This is a genomic window from Pseudolactococcus reticulitermitis (assembly GCF_002260845.1).
GTDB classification, from domain to species: Bacteria; Bacillota; Bacilli; order Lactobacillales; family Streptococcaceae; genus Pseudolactococcus; species Pseudolactococcus reticulitermitis.
The window spans coordinates 1-16,678 of sequence record NZ_BEDT01000006.1 but is presented as its reverse complement, the minus strand read 5'-3'; the positions used below and the strand labels follow the sequence as shown (position 1 = coordinate 16,678).

At 46.1% G+C, this 16,678-nt stretch carries 13 protein-coding genes, 2 tRNA genes and 3 rRNA genes; 17 read left to right on the top strand and 1 reads right to left on the bottom strand.

Annotation, left to right across the window (positions count from 1 at the left end; translation table 11 throughout):
- The first annotated feature begins 55 nt into the window (after positions 1-55).
- The 12 genes from RsY01_RS09815 to purR all read left to right on the top strand — a co-directional run bounded on the left by RsY01_RS09815 (position 56) and on the right by purR (position 10,017).
- Entirely contained in the window at positions 56-658 is a 603-nt protein-coding gene (locus tag RsY01_RS09815; RefSeq protein ID WP_157905820.1) for a signal peptidase I, read from the top strand.
- Between the two features lie 75 nt (positions 659-733).
- The gene (locus RsY01_RS09810; RefSeq protein WP_094785365.1) at positions 734-1,351 is read left to right on the top strand and encodes a hypothetical protein; all 618 of its coding nucleotides are present in this window, start codon (positions 734-736) and stop codon (positions 1,349-1,351) included.
- A 73-nt stretch (positions 1,352-1,424) separates the two neighbouring features.
- Positions 1,425-2,060, top strand: coding sequence for a hypothetical protein (locus tag RsY01_RS09805; protein WP_094785364.1), 636 nt, complete (start codon positions 1,425-1,427; stop codon positions 2,058-2,060).
- Positions 2,061-2,079: 19 nt separating this feature from the next.
- Positions 2,080-2,811, top strand: a complete 732-nt coding sequence (locus RsY01_RS09800; protein ID WP_094785363.1) for an LPXTG cell wall anchor domain-containing protein — start codon at positions 2,080-2,082, stop codon at positions 2,809-2,811.
- Entirely contained in the window at positions 2,798-3,523 is a 726-nt protein-coding gene (locus tag RsY01_RS09795) for a hypothetical protein (protein ID WP_094785362.1), read from the top strand. The genes RsY01_RS09800 and RsY01_RS09795 overlap by 14 nt, the downstream gene beginning before the upstream one ends.
- Before the next feature lie 19 nt (positions 3,524-3,542).
- On the top strand, positions 3,543-4,046 hold the full coding sequence (locus RsY01_RS09790; RefSeq protein ID WP_094785361.1) for a signal peptidase I: 504 nt from the start codon (positions 3,543-3,545) through the stop codon (positions 4,044-4,046).
- 8 nt (positions 4,047-4,054) lie between these two features.
- Positions 4,055-4,513: a hypothetical protein gene (locus tag RsY01_RS09785; RefSeq protein WP_094785360.1), complete on the top strand. Its 459-nt coding sequence runs from the start codon at positions 4,055-4,057 to the stop codon at positions 4,511-4,513.
- Positions 4,514-4,526: 13 nt separating this feature from the next.
- Entirely contained in the window at positions 4,527-5,549 is a 1,023-nt protein-coding gene (locus tag RsY01_RS09780) for a glycine-rich protein (RefSeq protein ID WP_094785359.1), read from the top strand.
- A 331-nt stretch (positions 5,550-5,880) separates the two neighbouring features.
- On the top strand, positions 5,881-6,294 hold the full coding sequence (rpsL, locus tag RsY01_RS09775) for a 30S ribosomal protein S12 (protein ID WP_094785358.1): 414 nt from the start codon (positions 5,881-5,883) through the stop codon (positions 6,292-6,294).
- Between the two features lie 20 nt (positions 6,295-6,314).
- Complete coding sequence (gene rpsG / locus RsY01_RS09770; RefSeq protein ID WP_003140269.1) at positions 6,315-6,782, top strand: 30S ribosomal protein S7; 468 nt, start codon at positions 6,315-6,317, stop codon at positions 6,780-6,782.
- Positions 6,783-7,034: 252 nt separating this feature from the next.
- Positions 7,035-9,110 (top strand): elongation factor G, encoded by a 2,076-nt coding sequence (fusA, locus tag RsY01_RS09765; protein WP_094785357.1) that lies wholly within the window; start codon positions 7,035-7,037, stop codon positions 9,108-9,110.
- Positions 9,111-9,207: 97 nt separating this feature from the next.
- Positions 9,208-10,017, top strand: coding sequence for a pur operon repressor (purR, locus tag RsY01_RS09760; RefSeq protein WP_094785356.1), 810 nt, complete (start codon positions 9,208-9,210; stop codon positions 10,015-10,017).
- Between the two features lie 74 nt (positions 10,018-10,091).
- Here the strand turns inward: purR and ung are convergent, their stop codons facing one another.
- Complete coding sequence (gene ung, locus RsY01_RS09755) at positions 10,092-10,769, bottom strand: uracil-DNA glycosylase (RefSeq protein WP_094785355.1); 678 nt, start codon at positions 10,767-10,769, stop codon at positions 10,092-10,094.
- A 413-nt stretch (positions 10,770-11,182) separates the two neighbouring features.
- Between ung and RsY01_RS09750 the strand changes: the two genes are divergently transcribed.
- The 5 genes from RsY01_RS09750 (at position 11,183) to RsY01_RS09730 (ending at position 16,670) form a co-directional block, all read left to right on the top strand.
- Positions 11,183-12,739, top strand: a 16S ribosomal RNA gene (locus RsY01_RS09750).
- A 122-nt stretch (positions 12,740-12,861) separates the two neighbouring features.
- Positions 12,862-12,934 (top strand) — tRNA-Ala (locus RsY01_RS09745).
- A gap of 301 nt (positions 12,935-13,235) precedes the next feature.
- Positions 13,236-16,141 (top strand): 23S ribosomal RNA (locus RsY01_RS09740).
- 217 nt (positions 16,142-16,358) lie between these two features.
- A 5S ribosomal RNA gene (gene rrf / locus RsY01_RS09735) occupies positions 16,359-16,474 on the top strand.
- Together the 16S, 23S and 5S rRNA genes with 2 tRNA genes alongside form the textbook arrangement of a ribosomal RNA operon.
- 123 nt (positions 16,475-16,597) lie before the next feature.
- Positions 16,598-16,670: transfer RNA gene (locus RsY01_RS09730), tRNA-Val, on the top strand.
- Positions 16,671-16,678 lie beyond the last annotated feature (8 nt).

The following is a 16,678-nucleotide window of genomic DNA, read 5'->3' as shown; positions in this document are numbered from 1 at the left end:
TATTGAACATGGCACTCGGTTTTATGGATTAAGATAGAAAGTAAGGGGGATGTGGATGAAGAAATTGGCACGACATGTTGGGAATATCGTGATGTGGGTGCTGACAATCGGCTTTGCGGTTGTGTTAATCGGTAACCTCTGGATGATGTTCCAGTCAACCGTTCAGCAGTCAAAAGCACCTAGCATTTTGGGGTATAGCCCCTTGATTGTGAACACAGGCTCGATGGCGGGCGACAAGGCGGATGATTTTAATGCAGGAGATTTAGTGATTATTCACAAAACGAAAAAAACGTTAAATCTTAAAAAAGGCACCATCATCACTTTCGTCGATCCCCATTCGGAAAGCAAAGCCTTGGTTACCCACCGGATTAACCGCGTGGTGACGCATGGCGAGGATCACGTTTATGAGACGAAAGGCGATGCCAATAACACCAGCGACAAGGGTGTGATTAACCCATCGCAAATCGTCGGGGTGTATCAGACGCATCTCAAGGGCTTCGGTTCAAAACTGATGTTCTTGCAATCGCCGAAAGGCATGCTCTTGTTTATCGTGTTACCACTCATCCTTTTATTTGGGAGCGATCACATCATGCAGGCCTTTAAGCCTAAAGCATCTAAACATGAAAGTGGGGTGGTGACAAATTCGATTACTGATTAAAACAAACAACATGGCACACATCGAACTTAAACCGTCAGAGCATCTGAGGGTCACAACATTAAAAGGAGACATATCATGATTAAATTAAATAAAAAAGTAGTTAGTGCAATCGCACTCATCACCATCGGCGTCGTAGCAGGCGGGGCAGGCACATTTGCCAAGTACACGAAATCAGTAGAAACGCTACCTAATACGGCACGTTTGGCAAAATATTCGTTTAATAAAACAAATGAATTAGATTTATTTGCAGACAGCTATGACGGTACGGTTCTGGCAAGTGATGGTGCTAAAGTGATTGCACCTGGCACGACCAATGAAGCCAGCATCAAATTTGTATCAGATTCAGAAGTGAAAACAGAAACCGTTGTGCAGTTGACAGGCGTTACTGCGACAGAGCACTTGTTGAGCCGGATTAAAATTAATAATGTTAAGATTGACAGCGCTGACTCAACTCCTGCGACACTTGCAGACATTAAAGCAGCACTTGAAGCGGATAAGACGGTTCAGATTGGCGATACGACGACAAGGGAGGCAAATGCAACAAATACAATCGAAGTCCCTGTGACTTGGACGTATGTCTTTGAGGAAGGAGCTGATGCCACTTACGATGAAGATGATACAAGAGAAGCTAGTAAAACAGCAAATCAAGAAGTGACTCTCACATTCGTAGGTATCAACACACAAATCGACTAAGCAAGCTAGTACTGAGACACTTGCCAAAGATAGCGCGAGATGAAAGGTCAAGATATACGAAGGAGAACACGATATGAAGATGACAAGAAAACGCGTTGTCACCACAGCAGCGATTGCAGCCTTTCTAACAGCTGGCGTCTTTGGTGGCACCTTTGCAAAATATGTTTTGCAAGTCGACACAAAGGATGACTCGGCGCGCGTCGCTAAGTTTTACCTAGGTGCATCCGACTTAGACCTCTTTGCCAACACTTATGATAATGGTGACGGCGAAGCTGGTGCAGACATTGCAACGACTATAGACAACCTCATTGCGCCCAACTTTGAAGCAACAGGCACCTTAACGTTTGATGTGACATCTGAAGTCAAAGCGACATTGGGATTTGATAACAGAACAAAAGTTGAAACCAATCTACCAGACGACATCCAAGAAGACTTAAAAGTTGTCATTGGCGATACATCTACAGGGATTGTCTACACTGGCACGGTCTATGACTTAAGTCATGGTGGCTTATCTTTTGCCAAAATCAAAGACGTCCCCGCCCATACCATCGGCGATGTCGTCACAGTTCCAGTCACAGTTTCATGGGCTTTGGAAAATGGTAAAGATGATGTTGAGACGGCTTTGGCACGTGAGCAATATGCAGATGACCCAACAGGTGGTTATACTTTAACGCTCTCTGCAGCAGCAGTCTTGACACAAGCCAATTAAAAGCGATAGGAGCAAGCAAATGAAAAAAATATTACTCATGGGTCTCCTTGCTTTGTCGGTGTGCTTATCTGGGAGTGTTGAAAAGGTAAATGCCGCAGATGCGACATCGGGTGCGACAGTGACCGTGTCGGATCACAATGGTATCGCTTGGACGGCTGATAACAAAGTACCCATTTTCTCAAATTCAGTCTTTTACCCAGGCTACAAGGAAGACTACTGGTTTACCATCAAAAATACCAATTCACATGAAATTGACTACAAGATGGTATTTGACTTAGACGACCAATCCGGCGTGCCCTTGAACATCAAAGTCAGTCGTGACCAAGAGGTGCTCTTTAACCATCAAACGAAAAATAATGTGGTTGAGGAAACCATCGAAAGTGACGTTTTGAAAATTCCAGCAGGTACAACCTATAGCTACCATTTTCACTTAGATTGGAACGATGCGTCTCTGACAGATGCAGAAGACACCGCACACGGCTTAGCAGCGATGGACAAGGACAAAGTCACATCGGTTAATTTCTACTTTGAAAAAGACGATGCGAAAAAAGAAACCCATCTACCGACAACCTCAAACGGCAATACCCAAGCCATCGGTCAAACCTTGCCGACAACACTCGGAAGTTTACCAACAACACTCGGGAAATTTGGCGAAAAAAATCCCGTTTTGGCAAGCGCCTTAGGTGGCATGGTCATCCTGATTATCGGGCTAATACTATGGAAAAGGAGAAAAGCAGATGAAGAAAACTAGACGACTAGTCCTTCTAGTCATTGGTGTCGCTGCCTTATCTGCTGGCTCGATAGGTTACAGCTACGCCAAATATAGACGCGAAATTCCATCAGAACAGACAGCTCGCCTCGCCAAATGGACGGTCAATCCGACAGCCTTGTCAGGTAGCCTAGATTTGTTTTCGGGTAGTTATACGAATACGCCGGCAGGGGAGAATGACGATGCTTCTGGCGGAGATTTAGGCTCAAGTCAAGCAGTAACAGCAAATCCTATTGGCTTTGACAGCGATAACTTGCTGGCACCAGGTGCTAAAGGTAGCACGGTAGTTGATTTTTCAGGGCTTGACCCTGATAGCAACACAGAAGTTGCCTATCAGATTAAGTTTGTCGACATCGTCCCGGGAACAGATGGGATTACAAACTATGTCACAAGTGGCACCTATGGCGGCGCAGATGGCAATGGCTTCACTTCGGAATTAGCAAACGTAAAAAGTGCCATCAATTTTACAGCAACCGTTAAAGGTACAAACCAGAAAGTAACGGGTACTTTAGTGGACTTTGAGACAAAGCTTAAAACCTTGACTGTTCCAGCAAGAGACAAAGTTATCGTGACATGGGAATGGCCTTACGTCGGGAATGATACACAGGATACAGCGTTCGCTGATTTGGTTGATAGCGGTGTTGATTTACGCCTAGTTGTCAGACTTGCCTATCAGGCAGTGCAAATCGATTAAACGTAGCAAAGGGGGAGCTATGATCAAAAAAACAATCAGTGTGGTCGTAGCGACCCTGCTAGGTCTCATCTTGATCGGCAATGTTTATGAACTCGTGCAACGCAAGACCGGTCAAACAGCCTTTCCCATGTTTTTGGGAGTTGGCAAAGCCATCGTCGTCAGTGGGAGCATGGCGCCAGCGATTCAAGTGAACGACATCGTCATCGTCCATCAGGTGCCACAGGCAACTTACAAAAAAGGCGACATCGTTACCTACAAATCGCCCAGCTATCCCGTTACCCATCGGATACAGTCGATAGATGGCGATACCGTCATCACCAAAGGCGACGCCAATGACGGTGCCGACCAGCCAATCAAGACCAGCGATATTTACGGCAAAGTCGTCCTGACCATTCCTAAACTCGGCTACCTCCTGCGTTGGTTGCAAGAACCACTAGGCTTAGTGGTCTTAGCGGCAGGCTTAATCGCCATCTGGGAGGGCGACAAATGGTTGACCGCATCACGGGAAAAAGATAAAAAGTAGGTGAAAATATGACACATCATAAGAAAGTTTACCGAGTGCTAGTCTACCTAGCCATCTTGGGAGCCGTCGGCACAGGCGCGACCTATGCCAAATACGTCAGCCAAGTCGGCTCAGCAAGAGAATCAGCAAAAGTCGCAGGGTTTAATGTGACAGCGAAGTTAGAAACAACTGGCGATAAAAATATGACTGAAAATGTAGCGACAGATACGGGTGATAATACAGGCAGGTTTAAATTTGAAATCAAAAATACTGAAGCAACGCAAGAAATGACCGTCACCTTTACCAATAACAGTAAGGTCTGGGTCAAACCAGCGATGAGTGGCGGTGCAACCGCCAGAGTAACGGAGCTAGAGCCATTCACGGTTATCAAACAAGGCGAAACGGGAAGTTATACCTTTAACATCTCGTCAACCTATGGGTTAGCAGATAAAAATCTCATTTTCACAGCAACCCAAGTCATGGAATAGAGAGGAGGAACTTATGAAAACAAAAACAAAAGTAGCATTAACTCTAGGCTTGTTGTCACTCCTCGCTCTCGGCGGCTTGACACAGTCTAAATACGTCCGCAACGCGACGATTGAGATGGATGTGACGAATGAAGCGGATGTTGCCATGCGTGAGGGTGTAAATCCAGATGTCAAAAACACGGCAAGTCAAGGTTCATATACGGTAAAAAAGACGGGATACTACGCCATTCAACTCAAAGGCGGTGATGGCGGGACCAATAACGGCGGAACCGGTGGTAAAGGTGGCGTTGTTGAAGAAGTTTATTACTTAGAAAAAGGCCAGACAGTCTGGTACTCGCTTGGTGGCCGAGGTGGTTACTACCAAGCGAATTCGGATAACCGAACGTCAGGTGCCTCTGACTATAGCGCAGGTGGTACAGGTGGGGATTCTGGACTTATAGGAAGTAACGCATCATCTCGCCAAGGTGGCGGTGGTGGCGGCGCTTCCATTGTTCGCCTAGGCAGCTCGACAGGAACTGATATCATGATTGCCGGCGGCGGTGGTGGCGGCGCTGGTGGTGGCCAACAATATGGTGCAGTAGCTGCAGCACAAACACCTAGACAAGGTGGGATTGGCGGCGCTGGTGTGGGTTCTGATAATACGGGTCTCGATCGTGAGGTGGCAGGTACGGATGGTCTGGGTAACCGAAATGGGACAAATAAAAATGGTCAGAGTGGCACTGCGTTTCCAGCAGATTATCATGCTGGTGGTGGTGGCGGTGGCGGAAAAACATCCGGTATTGGTGGGGCTAAAGGTACTTCAGGAGGAAATTATGGTAGTGGTTCAGGTGGTAGCTCTTGGCTTGCTGGGTCACTCAACGGAAAATATGCCTTAAACTTGACGGACCACTGGAAAGATATTATTGGTAGACCAGCTGGCTTTGCCCTAACAACAGGCCGAGGTGGTAGTCAACAACAAGGTGGTCAAATTCGGATTGCTTTCCTATGGACAGATACCGAAGCAGACCATCAAGCAATTGAAAACATCTACAAATAAGACAGCAAAAACATGACAAAAGTCGTGTTTTTTCAATGCTGACGAACAGGATGACATACCGACAGCCCGACAAAGAAGATATTGTATCAAAACCATTGACATCCTCGCAAACGTATGCTAAACTGATAGACGGTACTTTTTCATTTGGTCAAACAAAAGGAGCATGAAGTTGAGCGCGCTCAATTTCATGTAGTATCCAAACTTCTTGTCGGAACTTGGGATAAGCGACCATATACCGACACACCCAAAACGAAAAAACGAAAGGAATGCTTTCAAGTTTATTATCGCTTGTTGACGTCAGTCAAAATAAACCTTTGAAAGCAAGCAAGAAATGCCTACTATTAACCAATTGGTTCGCAAACCGCGTCAATCAAAAGTTGTTAAATCAACAGCACCAGCCTTGAACGTTGGCTTCAACAGCCGTAAAAAAGTGCAAACGAAAACAAACTCACCACAAAAACGTGGGGTTGCGACTCGTGTTGGCACAATGACACCGAAAAAACCCAACTCAGCTTTGCGTAAATTCGCACGTGTGCGTTTGTCAAACCTGATCGAAGTAACAGCTTATATCCCAGGTATCGGCCATAACTTACAAGAACACAGCGTGGTGTTACTACGTGGTGGACGTGTAAAAGACCTGCCAGGGGTACGTTACCATATCGTTCGTGGTGCACTTGATACTGCAGGTGTAACAGATCGTAAACAAGGCCGTTCTAAATACGGTACTAAAAAACCAAAAGCATAATCTGAAAGGAGATAAGATAAATGCGTAAAAATCGTGCACCAAAACGTGAAGTTTTGGCAGATCCACTTTATAACTCAGTCGTCGTGACTCGCCTTATCAACCGCGTGATGCTTGATGGTAAACGTGGGACTTCAGCGAGCATCGTTTACGGCGCTTTCGAACAAATCAAAGAAGCGACTGGCACAGAAGCTATCGAAGTATTTGAACAAGCAATGGAAAACATCATGCCAGTTCTTGAAGTTCGCGCTCGCCGTGTTGGTGGGTCAAACTACCAAGTCCCAGTTGAAGTACGTCCAGAACGTCGTGTCACCCTTGGTTTGCGTTGGTTGGTGACAATCGCCCGCAAACGTGGTGAACATACGATGCAAGACCGTTTAGCTAAAGAAATCATGGACGCAGCTAACAACACGGGTGCTGCAGTTAAAAAACGTGAAGACACACACAAAATGGCAGAGGCTAACCGTGCCTTCGCTCACTTCCGTTGGTAAGAAAATGTCACAGCATTTGCCCCGCGGTAAGTCTTGAATTTGCGTAAGCAAACGTCGCATAGCGATCTGTTCGTAGAACAGCCAAGGCGCACCAGCAAAATCAATGCGCTCACATAACATCATCTAACCATGACATCATTGTGAGCACCCAAACGGGATAAATTAAACAAAGTAACTCAAGAAAAATACTAGGTGGGCGACCTGCCTTCCTAGTATTTTTCACTCAAACATATATATTAGGAGACCTATACAATGGCACGCGAATTTTCACTCGAAAACACTCGTAACATCGGTATCATGGCTCACGTCGACGCTGGTAAAACAACAACGACTGAGCGTGTACTTTACTATACTGGTAAAATCCACAAAATTGGTGAAACCCACGAAGGGGCTTCACAAATGGACTGGATGGCCCAAGAACAAGAACGTGGGATTACCATCACATCAGCTGCGACAACAGCTGCATGGCATGACACACGTATCAACATCATTGACACACCAGGTCACGTGGACTTCACAATCGAAGTGCAACGTTCACTCCGTGTACTCGACGGTGCGGTAACGGTATTGGATGCCCAATCAGGTGTTGAGCCCCAAACTGAAACAGTTTGGCGTCAAGCAACTGAATACGGCGTTCCACGTATCGTATTTGCTAACAAAATGGATAAAATCGGTGCAGACTTCTTCTACTCATTGTCGACACTTCATGACCGTTTGAACGCAAACGCTCACCCAATCCAAATTCCAATCGGAGCTGAAGAAGACTTCGAAGGGATCATCGACTTGGTTACAATGCGTGCCGAAGTTTATACAAATGACCTTGGTACAGATATTCTTGACGAAGAAATTCCAGAAGAATACCGTGAGCAAGCTGAAGAATGGCGTGCTAAATTGATTGAAGCCGTTGCGGATACTGATGAAGACATCATGATGAAATATCTTGAGGGTGAAGAAATCGGCGAAGCTGAGCTTAAAGCTGCTATCCGTAAAGCAACAATCAACGTTGAATTCTACCCAATGCTTGCAGGTTCTGCCTTCAAGAACAAAGGTGTTCAAATGATGCTTGATGCGGTTGTTGACTACTTGCCAAGCCCAGTTGACGTACCAGCCATCAAAGGTGTCACACCTGACGGTGAAGAAACAGAACGTCCAGCTGACGATTCTGCACCATTTGCAGCCCTTGCCTTTAAAGTAATGACTGACCCATTCGTAGGTCGTTTGACATTCTTCCGTGTTTACTCAGGTGTCTTGTCAGCGGGTTCATACGTTTTGAATGCCTCAAAAGGCAAACGCGAACGTATCGGACGGATCCTGCAAATGCACGCCAACACACGTAACGAAATCAACGATGTTTACTCAGGTGACATCGCTGCCGCTGTTGGTTTGAAAGACACAACGACTGGTGACTCATTGACAGACGAAAAGAACCCAGTGATTCTTGAGTCTATCGAATTCCCAGAACCTGTTATCCAAGTCATGGTTGAGCCTAAATCGAAAGCTGACCAAGATAAAATGGGTGTTGCCCTTCAAAAATTGGCTGAAGAAGATCCGTCATTCCGCGTTGAGACAAACATCGAAACGGGTGAAACCCTCATCGCTGGTATGGGTGAGCTTCACTTGGATATCCTTGTTGACCGGATGCGTCGTGAGTTCAACGTTGATGCCAATGTTGGTGCACCACAAGTCTCATACCGTGAAACATTCCGTGCCCCTGTGACACAAGCCGAAGGTAAATTCGTCCGTCAATCAGGTGGTAAAGGTCAATACGGTCACGTTTGGGTTGAATTCACACCAAACGAAGAAGGTAAAGGCTTCGAGTTTGAAAACGCCATCGTCGGTGGTGTCGTGCCACGTGAATACATTCCAGCCGTTGAAAAAGGTTTGGAAGAAGCGATGCAAAACGGTGTCCTTGCTGGCTACCCACTTGTAGATGTGAAAGCAAAACTTTACGATGGATCATACCATGATGTCGATTCAAATGAAACGGCCTTCCGTGTGGCAGCATCATACGCTTTGAAAGCAGCTGCACCAAAAGCCAACCCAGTTATCCTTGAACCAATGATGAAAGTAACCGTAACGGTTCCTGAAGAAAACCTTGGGGATATCATGGGTCACGTGACAGCTCGTCGTGGGCGTGTTGAGGGGATGGAAGCGCATGGTAACAGCCAAATCGTTCATGCCTTTGTCCCACTTGCTGAAATGTTTGGTTATGCCACAACATTGCGTTCATCTACACAAGGACGCGGTACGTTCATGATGGTATTTGACCACTATGAAGATGTGCCTAAATCAGTTCAAGAAGCAATCATCAAGAAAAATCAAGGTTAATCTGAACCAGAAAACACGAACAATTTTAATTGTTCGTGTTTTTTTGATATAATGGAAGATGAAGCGATATAATACGTCTAGTGAAAGAGGTTATCCTATGAAAAGAAGTGAACGATTGGTGGATTTTACCAACTATTTGTTAAATCATCCCAGAAAACTCACGACGCTATCTTTTTTTAGCGCGCGATATGACGCAGCCAAGTCATCCATTTCTGAAGATTTAGTGATTATCAAGCGCATTTTTGAGGAAACAGAAGTCGGCATAGTTGAAACTTTTGCGGGTGTTTCTGGTGGGGTCATCTTCACGCCAGCGATTTCAGATGCTAATTCTCGTGAGATTGCTTCGGAAATTGCTGACCTCATGACGGAAAGTAACCGCATTTTGCCTGGGGGCTATATTTACCTCTCAGACATCTTGGGCAGCCCTAAAAACCTGGATAAAATCGGCAAAATCATTGCCCACGAATATGTCGGCACGCAAATTGATGCGATTATGACCATTGCCACAAAGGGCATTCCCATTGCCCAAGCGGTCAGTAGTATCCTAGATGTGCCCTTTGTCATCGTCAGACGCGACCCTAAGGTTACGGAAGGGGCAACCCTCAATGTCAACTATATGTCTGGTTCAAGCTCTAAGGTCGAGAATATGACCCTGTCTAAGCGCTCTCTTGCGCCGGGGCAACGCGTGCTGATCGTCGATGATTTCATGAAAGGTGGCGGTACGCTAAATGGCATGAAGTCTCTGGTGCATGAGTTCGACTGTCTCCTTGCGGGGGTTGCTGTCTTTGCAGAAGGGCCATTTAAGGGCGAACGCCTGATTTCTGACTATAAGTCTATTTTGAAAATTGATGACATCAATGTTGAAAATCGGAGCATTGAGGTTGCGCTAGGCAATATCTATGAATGAGCGTAAATAAATTGAAGCATTGAAAATAAAGCCCTCCGCTTAATACAATAAAAGCGGAGGGCTTGTTTTTTAGGTTAGCGTATGACGCTTAACCAATCAATCGGCGTTTCATCAAATGATTCGAGTGCTTGATTGACCTTGATAAACACATTGCTTCCGAAGAAACCACGATAGGCAGAAAGCGGTGAGGGGTGAGGTGCCGTGACGATTTTATGCTGTTGATTTGTAATGAGCTTCGTTTTTGATTGCGCAGGCCGACCTAATAGCAGAAAGACGACTGGCTGTTCCCGCTCATTTAAGAGAGAAATGATTTTATCTGTGAAAATCTCCCATCCTTTTTGAGCGTGGGAATTCGCTTTGCTCTCTTCGACTGTGAGCGCCGTATTCAAAAGTAGCACGCCCTGTTTAGCCCAAGAGGTTAAATCACCATTTGCTTGCATCGGCGTCGCAAATTCCTCACCAATTTCCTTGTAAATATTGCGTAAGGATGGCGGCAGCGGGAAATTTTCAGGCACAGAAAAACTCAATCCCATTGCCTGCCCCTTTCCGTGATAAGGATCTTGCCCTAACAACACAACTTTTACATCATGGTAATCTGTCAGATTTAAGGCATTGAAAATTAACGGCTTTGGTGGAAAAATATGTTTTGTCTGACTTTCTAGGGCAATGAATTTACTTAGCTTTCGCATATAGTCATTCTGGAGCTCGGTCTTTAATAGCTCGCCCCATTTTCCTTGAATCGTTGCTTTCATGTAACGCTCCTTGTTTTTTTGTATCTCTATTGACTATTATACCCCTAAACTCCCGAATTTCAAAAATAGCTTCATGTGTTTGTTGTGAAATAAAATCAAAAAAAGAGTTGACACGGGGGTATAGATTTGATAAGATAATAAAGTACTCAAAACGAGGTCACGAATGATAGAAAAGAAAATAAAAAAACTTTTCGAAAAAGCGTTGACAAAGCAATGAAGTTTTGGTAGAATTAAATAGTTGTCTCGCAAGAAGCGGGAGATCTGAAATAGACCTTTGAAAACTGAATAAAACAGAAAACAAACCAAGTACAGACGTTGTCTAGCAATAGATAACAAACTGTCAATTCGACAATAAATCGTTTGAGAAATCGAACGGACAAAACAAAAGCTAGAGCATATTGATATGTTCTCATTTAAATGAGAGTTTGATCCTGGCTCAGGACGAACGCTGGCGGCGTGCCTAATACATGCAAGTTGAACGCTTGATTTCCACCGAAGCTTGCTTCATCGGAAATCAAGAGTAGCGAACGGGTGAGTAACGCGTGGGTAACCTACCTATCAGCGGGGGATAACTATTGGAAACGATAGCTAATACCGCATAACAATGGGAATTGCATAATTTCTATTTGAAAGTAACAATTGTTACACTGAGAGATGGACCCGCGTTGTATTAGCTAGTTGGTAGTGTAATGGACTACCAAGGCGATGATACATAGCCGACCTGAGAGGGTGATCGGCCACATTGGGACTGAGACACGGCCCAAACTCCTACGGGAGGCAGCAGTAGGGAATCTTCGGCAATGGACGGAAGTCTGACCGAGCAACGCCGCGTGAGTGAAGAAGGTTTTCGGATCGTAAAACTCTGTTGTTAGAGAAGAACGTTGCATAGAGTGGAAAGTTATGCAAGTGACGGTATCTAACCAGAAAGGGACGGCTAACTACGTGCCAGCAGCCGCGGTAATACGTAGGTCCCGAGCGTTGTCCGGATTTATTGGGCGTAAAGCGAGCGCAGGTGGTTTAATAAGTCTGATGTAAAAGGCAGTGGCTCAACCATTGTGTGCATTGGAAACTGTTAGACTTGAGTGCAGTAGAGGAGAGTGGAATTCCATGTGTAGCGGTGAAATGCGTAGATATATGGAGGAACACCGGTGGCGAAAGCGGCTCTCTGGACTGTCACTGACACTGAGGCTCGAAAGCGTGGGTAGCAAACAGGATTAGATACCCTGGTAGTCCACGCCGTAAACGATGAGTGCTAGTTGTTTGGGGCTATCCAGCCCTAAGTGACGCAGCAAACGCATTAAGCACTCCGCCTGGGGAGTACGACCGCAAGGTTGAAACTCAAAGGAATTGACGGGGGCCCGCACAAGCGGTGGAGCATGTGGTTTAATTCGAAGCAACGCGAAGAACCTTACCAGGTCTTGACATACCAGTGCTATTCCTAGAGATAGGAAGTTACTTCGGTACACTGGATACAGGTGGTGCATGGTTGTCGTCAGCTCGTGTCGTGAGATGTTGGGTTAAGTCCCGCAACGAGCGCAACCCTTATTGTTAGTTGCCATCATTGAGTTGGGCACTCTAGCGAGACTGCCGGTAATAAACCGGAGGAAGGTGGGGATGACGTCAAATCATCATGCCCCTTATGACCTGGGCTACACACGTGCTACAATGGTTGGTACAACGAGTCGCAAGCTGGTGACAGCAAGCTAATCTCTTAAAGCCAATCTCAGTTCGGATTGTAGGCTGCAACTCGCCTACATGAAGTCGGAATCGCTAGTAATCGCGGATCAGCACGCCGCGGTGAATACGTTCCCGGGCCTTGTACACACCGCCCGTCACACCACGAGAGTTTGTAATACCCAAAGCCGGTGAGCTAACCTTTTAGGAGGCAGCCGTCTAAGGTAGGATAGATGATTGGGGTGAAGTCGTAACAAGGTAGCCGTATCGGAAGGTGCGGCTGGATCACCTCCTTTCTAAGGAAAAATGGTTGCTTAGGCAAATCATGGATAACTGTGTTTGGTAGAAATTTCTGTTTTATTTAGTTTTGAGAGGTTTATACCTAAAACTGTATAATAATCTTCTCTAATTGAAGATAGGGGCCTTAGCTCAGCTGGGAGAGCGCCTGCTTTGCACGCAGGAGGTCAGCGGTTCGATCCCGCTAGGCTCCATTAAGATACTGAAGGCGGTGCGCGAAACGCAAACTTCCGTAGAAAATTAGGGATTTGCCGTAAGCAAGCATAGCTTGTGCGGACAAATCATCTATTTTCCTAGGAAGTTAGCCTGAAGTTCAGTTATCTTATTGTCAACGAAGACATAAAAATAGGTGATTTGATCATTGAAAACTGAATAACAATTTCTAAAATAACAAGAAATAAACCGAGAAGTGGCATAGAGATATGTCACCTCAAAAAAAGCGTGAGTTGAAAAACTCAATACTTATTACCAGATACTTAAATGTATCGATTTAAAGGTTAAGTTAATAAGGGCGCACGGTGGATGCCTTGGCACTAGAAGGCGATGAAGGACGTGACTAACTACGAAATTCTAGGTGGAGCTGTAAGTAAGCATTGATCCCTAGGTGTCCGAATGGGGGAACCCAGTAGCTAATGGCTACTACTGTTTGTGTGAATACATAGCACTTACAGGGCAAGACGTTGTGAACTGAAACATCTAAGTAGCAACAGGAAGAGAAAGCAAACGCGATTTCCTTAGTAGCGGCGAGCGAAACGGAAGAAGGGCAAACCAAGAGATTTATCTCTTGGGGTTGTAGGACTGCGCAGTGGACTTATATTTTATAGACGAATTACTTGGGAAGGTAAGCTAAAGAGAGTAATAGCCTCGTAGTTGAAATAGAATATATACCTAGCAGTATCCTGAGTACGGCGAGACACGAGAAATCTCGTCGGAATCTGGGAGGACCATCTCCCAACCCTAAATACTCTCTAGTGACCGATAGTGAACAAGTACCGTGAGGGAAAGGTGAAAAGAACCCCGGGAGGGGAGTGAAATAGCACCTGAAACCGTGTGCCTACAACAAGTTCGAGCCCGTTAATGGGTGAGAGCGTGCCTTTTGTAGAATGAACCGGCGAGTTAAGTTATGATGCGAGGTTAAGATGAAGAGTCGGAGCCGTAGCGAAAGCGAGTCTTAATAGGGCGCCATAGTATCATGATTTAGACCCGAAACCATGTGACCTATCCATGAGCAGGGTGAAGGTGCGGTAAGACGCACTGGAGGCCCGAACCAGGACACGTTGAAAAGTGTTTGGATGACTTGTGGATAGCGGAGAAATTCCAAACGAACTTGGAGATAGCTGGTTCTCTCCGAAATAGCTTTAGGGCTAGCGTCCAACTTGAATGTCATGGAGGTAGAGCACTGTTTGGGTGAGGGGTCCATCCCGGATTACCAATCTCAGATAAACTCCGAATGCCATTGACATGCGTTGGGCAGTCAGACTGTGAGTGCTAAGATCCATAGTCGAAAGGGAAACAGCCCAGACCATCAGCTAAGGTCCCAAAATATATGTTAAGTGGAAAAGGATGTGGGATTGCACAGACAACTAGGATGTTAGCTCAGAAGCAGCTATCATTTAAAGAGTGCGTAATAGCTCACTAGTCGAGTGATCCTGCGCCGAAAATGTACCGGGGCTAAAACATATTACCGAAGCTATGGAATTAAATTTATTTAATTGGTAGGAGAGCGTTCTTATCAGCGATGAAGGTATACCGTGAGGAGTGCTGGAGCGATAAGAAGTGAGAATGCCGGTATGAGTAGCGCAAGACAGGTGAGAATCCTGTCCACCGTAAGACTAAGGTTTCCAGGGGAAGGCTCGTCCGCCCTGGGTTAGTCGGGACCTAAGGAGAGGCCGAATGGCGTATCCGATGGACAACAGGTTGATATTCCTGTACTAGGTTATATAGTGATTGGAGGGACGCAGTAGGCTAAGATGTGCCAGTTAATGGATTCTGGTCTAAGCAGTGAGGTTTGGTATGAGTTAAATGCTTGTACCTTTAAGATTGAGCTGTGATGGGGAAGCACTTTCGAGTGCGAAGTATCTGATGTCACACTGCCAAGAAAATCTTCTAGCGTTTAAATATAACCTACCCGTACCGCAAACCGACACAGGTAGTCGAGGCGAGTAGCCTCAGGTGAGCGAGAGAACTCTCGTTAAGGAACTCGGCAAAATGACCCCGTAACTTCGGGAGAAGGGGTGCTCTACATTTGTAGAGCCGCAGTGAATAGGCCCAAGCGACTGTTTATCAAAAACACAGCTCTCTGCTAAATCGTAAGATGATGTATAGGGGGTGACGCCTGCCCGGTGCTGGAAGGTTAAGAGGAGTGCTTAGCGTAAGCGAAGGTATGAATTGAAGCCCCAGTAAACGGCGGCCGTAACTATAACGGTCCTAAGGTAGCGAAATTCCTTGTCGGGTAAGTTCCGACCCGCACGAAAGGCGTAACGATTTGGGCACTGTCTCAACGAGAGACTCGGTGAAATTTTAGTACCTGTGAAGATGCAGGTTACCCGCGACAGGACGGAAAGACCCCATGGAGCTTTACTGCAAGTTGATATTGAGTATCTGTTGCACATGTACAGGATAGGTAGGAGCCATTGAACTGAGGACGCTAGTTTTCAGTGAGGCGTTGTTGGGATACTACCCTTGTGTCATGGCTACTCTAACCCGCACGCCTGATCGGCGTGGGAGACAGTGTCTGCTGGGCAGTTTGACTGGGGCGGTCGCCTCCTAAAGCGTAACGGAGGCGCTCAAAGTTTCCCTCAGCATGGTTGGAAATCATGCGTAGAGTGTAAAGGTATAAGGGAGATTGACTGCGAGACATACAAGTCGAGCAGGTACGAAAGTAGGACTTAGTGATCCGGTGGTACCGCATGGAAGGGCCATCGCTCAACGGATAAAAGCTACCCTGGGGATAACAGGCTTATCTCCCCCAAGAGTTCACATCGACGGGGAGGTTTGGCACCTCGATGTCGGCTCGTCGCATCCTGGGGCTGTAGTCGGTCCCAAGGGTTGGGCTGTTCGCCCATTAAAGCGGCACGCGAGCTGGGTTCAGAACGTCGTGAGACAGTTCGGTCCCTATCCGTCGCGGGCGTAGGAAATTTGAGAGGATCTGCCCTTAGTACGAGAGGACCGGGGTGGACTTACCGCTGGTGTACCAGTTGTCTTGCCAAAGGCATCGCTGGGTAGCTATGTAGGGAGAGGATAAACGCTGAAAGCATCTAAGTGTGAAACCAACCTCAAGATGAGATTTCCCATTCTTTATGAATTAAGAGCCCTGAGAGATGATCAGGTAGATAGGCTAGAAGTGGAAGGACAGTGATGTTTGGAGCGGACTAGTACTAATAGCTCGAGGACTTTACCTAAGTAGTGATACTGAAGACGTTGGCGTAGCCAAACTTCGTAGAAAAATAGGAAATTGCCGTAAGCAAGCGTAGCTTGTGCGGACAATTTATCTTTTTTCCTAGGAAGTTAGTCTGAAGTTCAAAATTAAAGTAAGAGCGTTTTGGTTTAAGGAGTTATTTTAGAGAAAAGTTATTCAGTTTTGAGTGTTCTAATCGCAAGATAAGATATTCAAACCAGTTTGGTGCTAATTGCATGAGAGATACACCTGTTCCCATGTCGAACACAGTAGTTAAGTCTCATTACGCCGGAAGTAGTTGGGGGTTGCCCCCTGTGAGATATGGTCGGTGCCAAGCGAAGAGAAGCGACTGCAAAGCCGCTTTTATTGGGAGTTTAGCTCAGCTAATGCGTCAGCATTTGTTTCGAGGATTGCATCGCAACCGTAGAAACAGGGCAGTTGGGCTGAACTCCTATCCCTTGGGAGTTTAGCTCAGCTGGGAGAGCATCTGCCTTACAAGCAGAGGGTCGGGGGTTCGAACCCCTCAACTCCCATTAGGTCT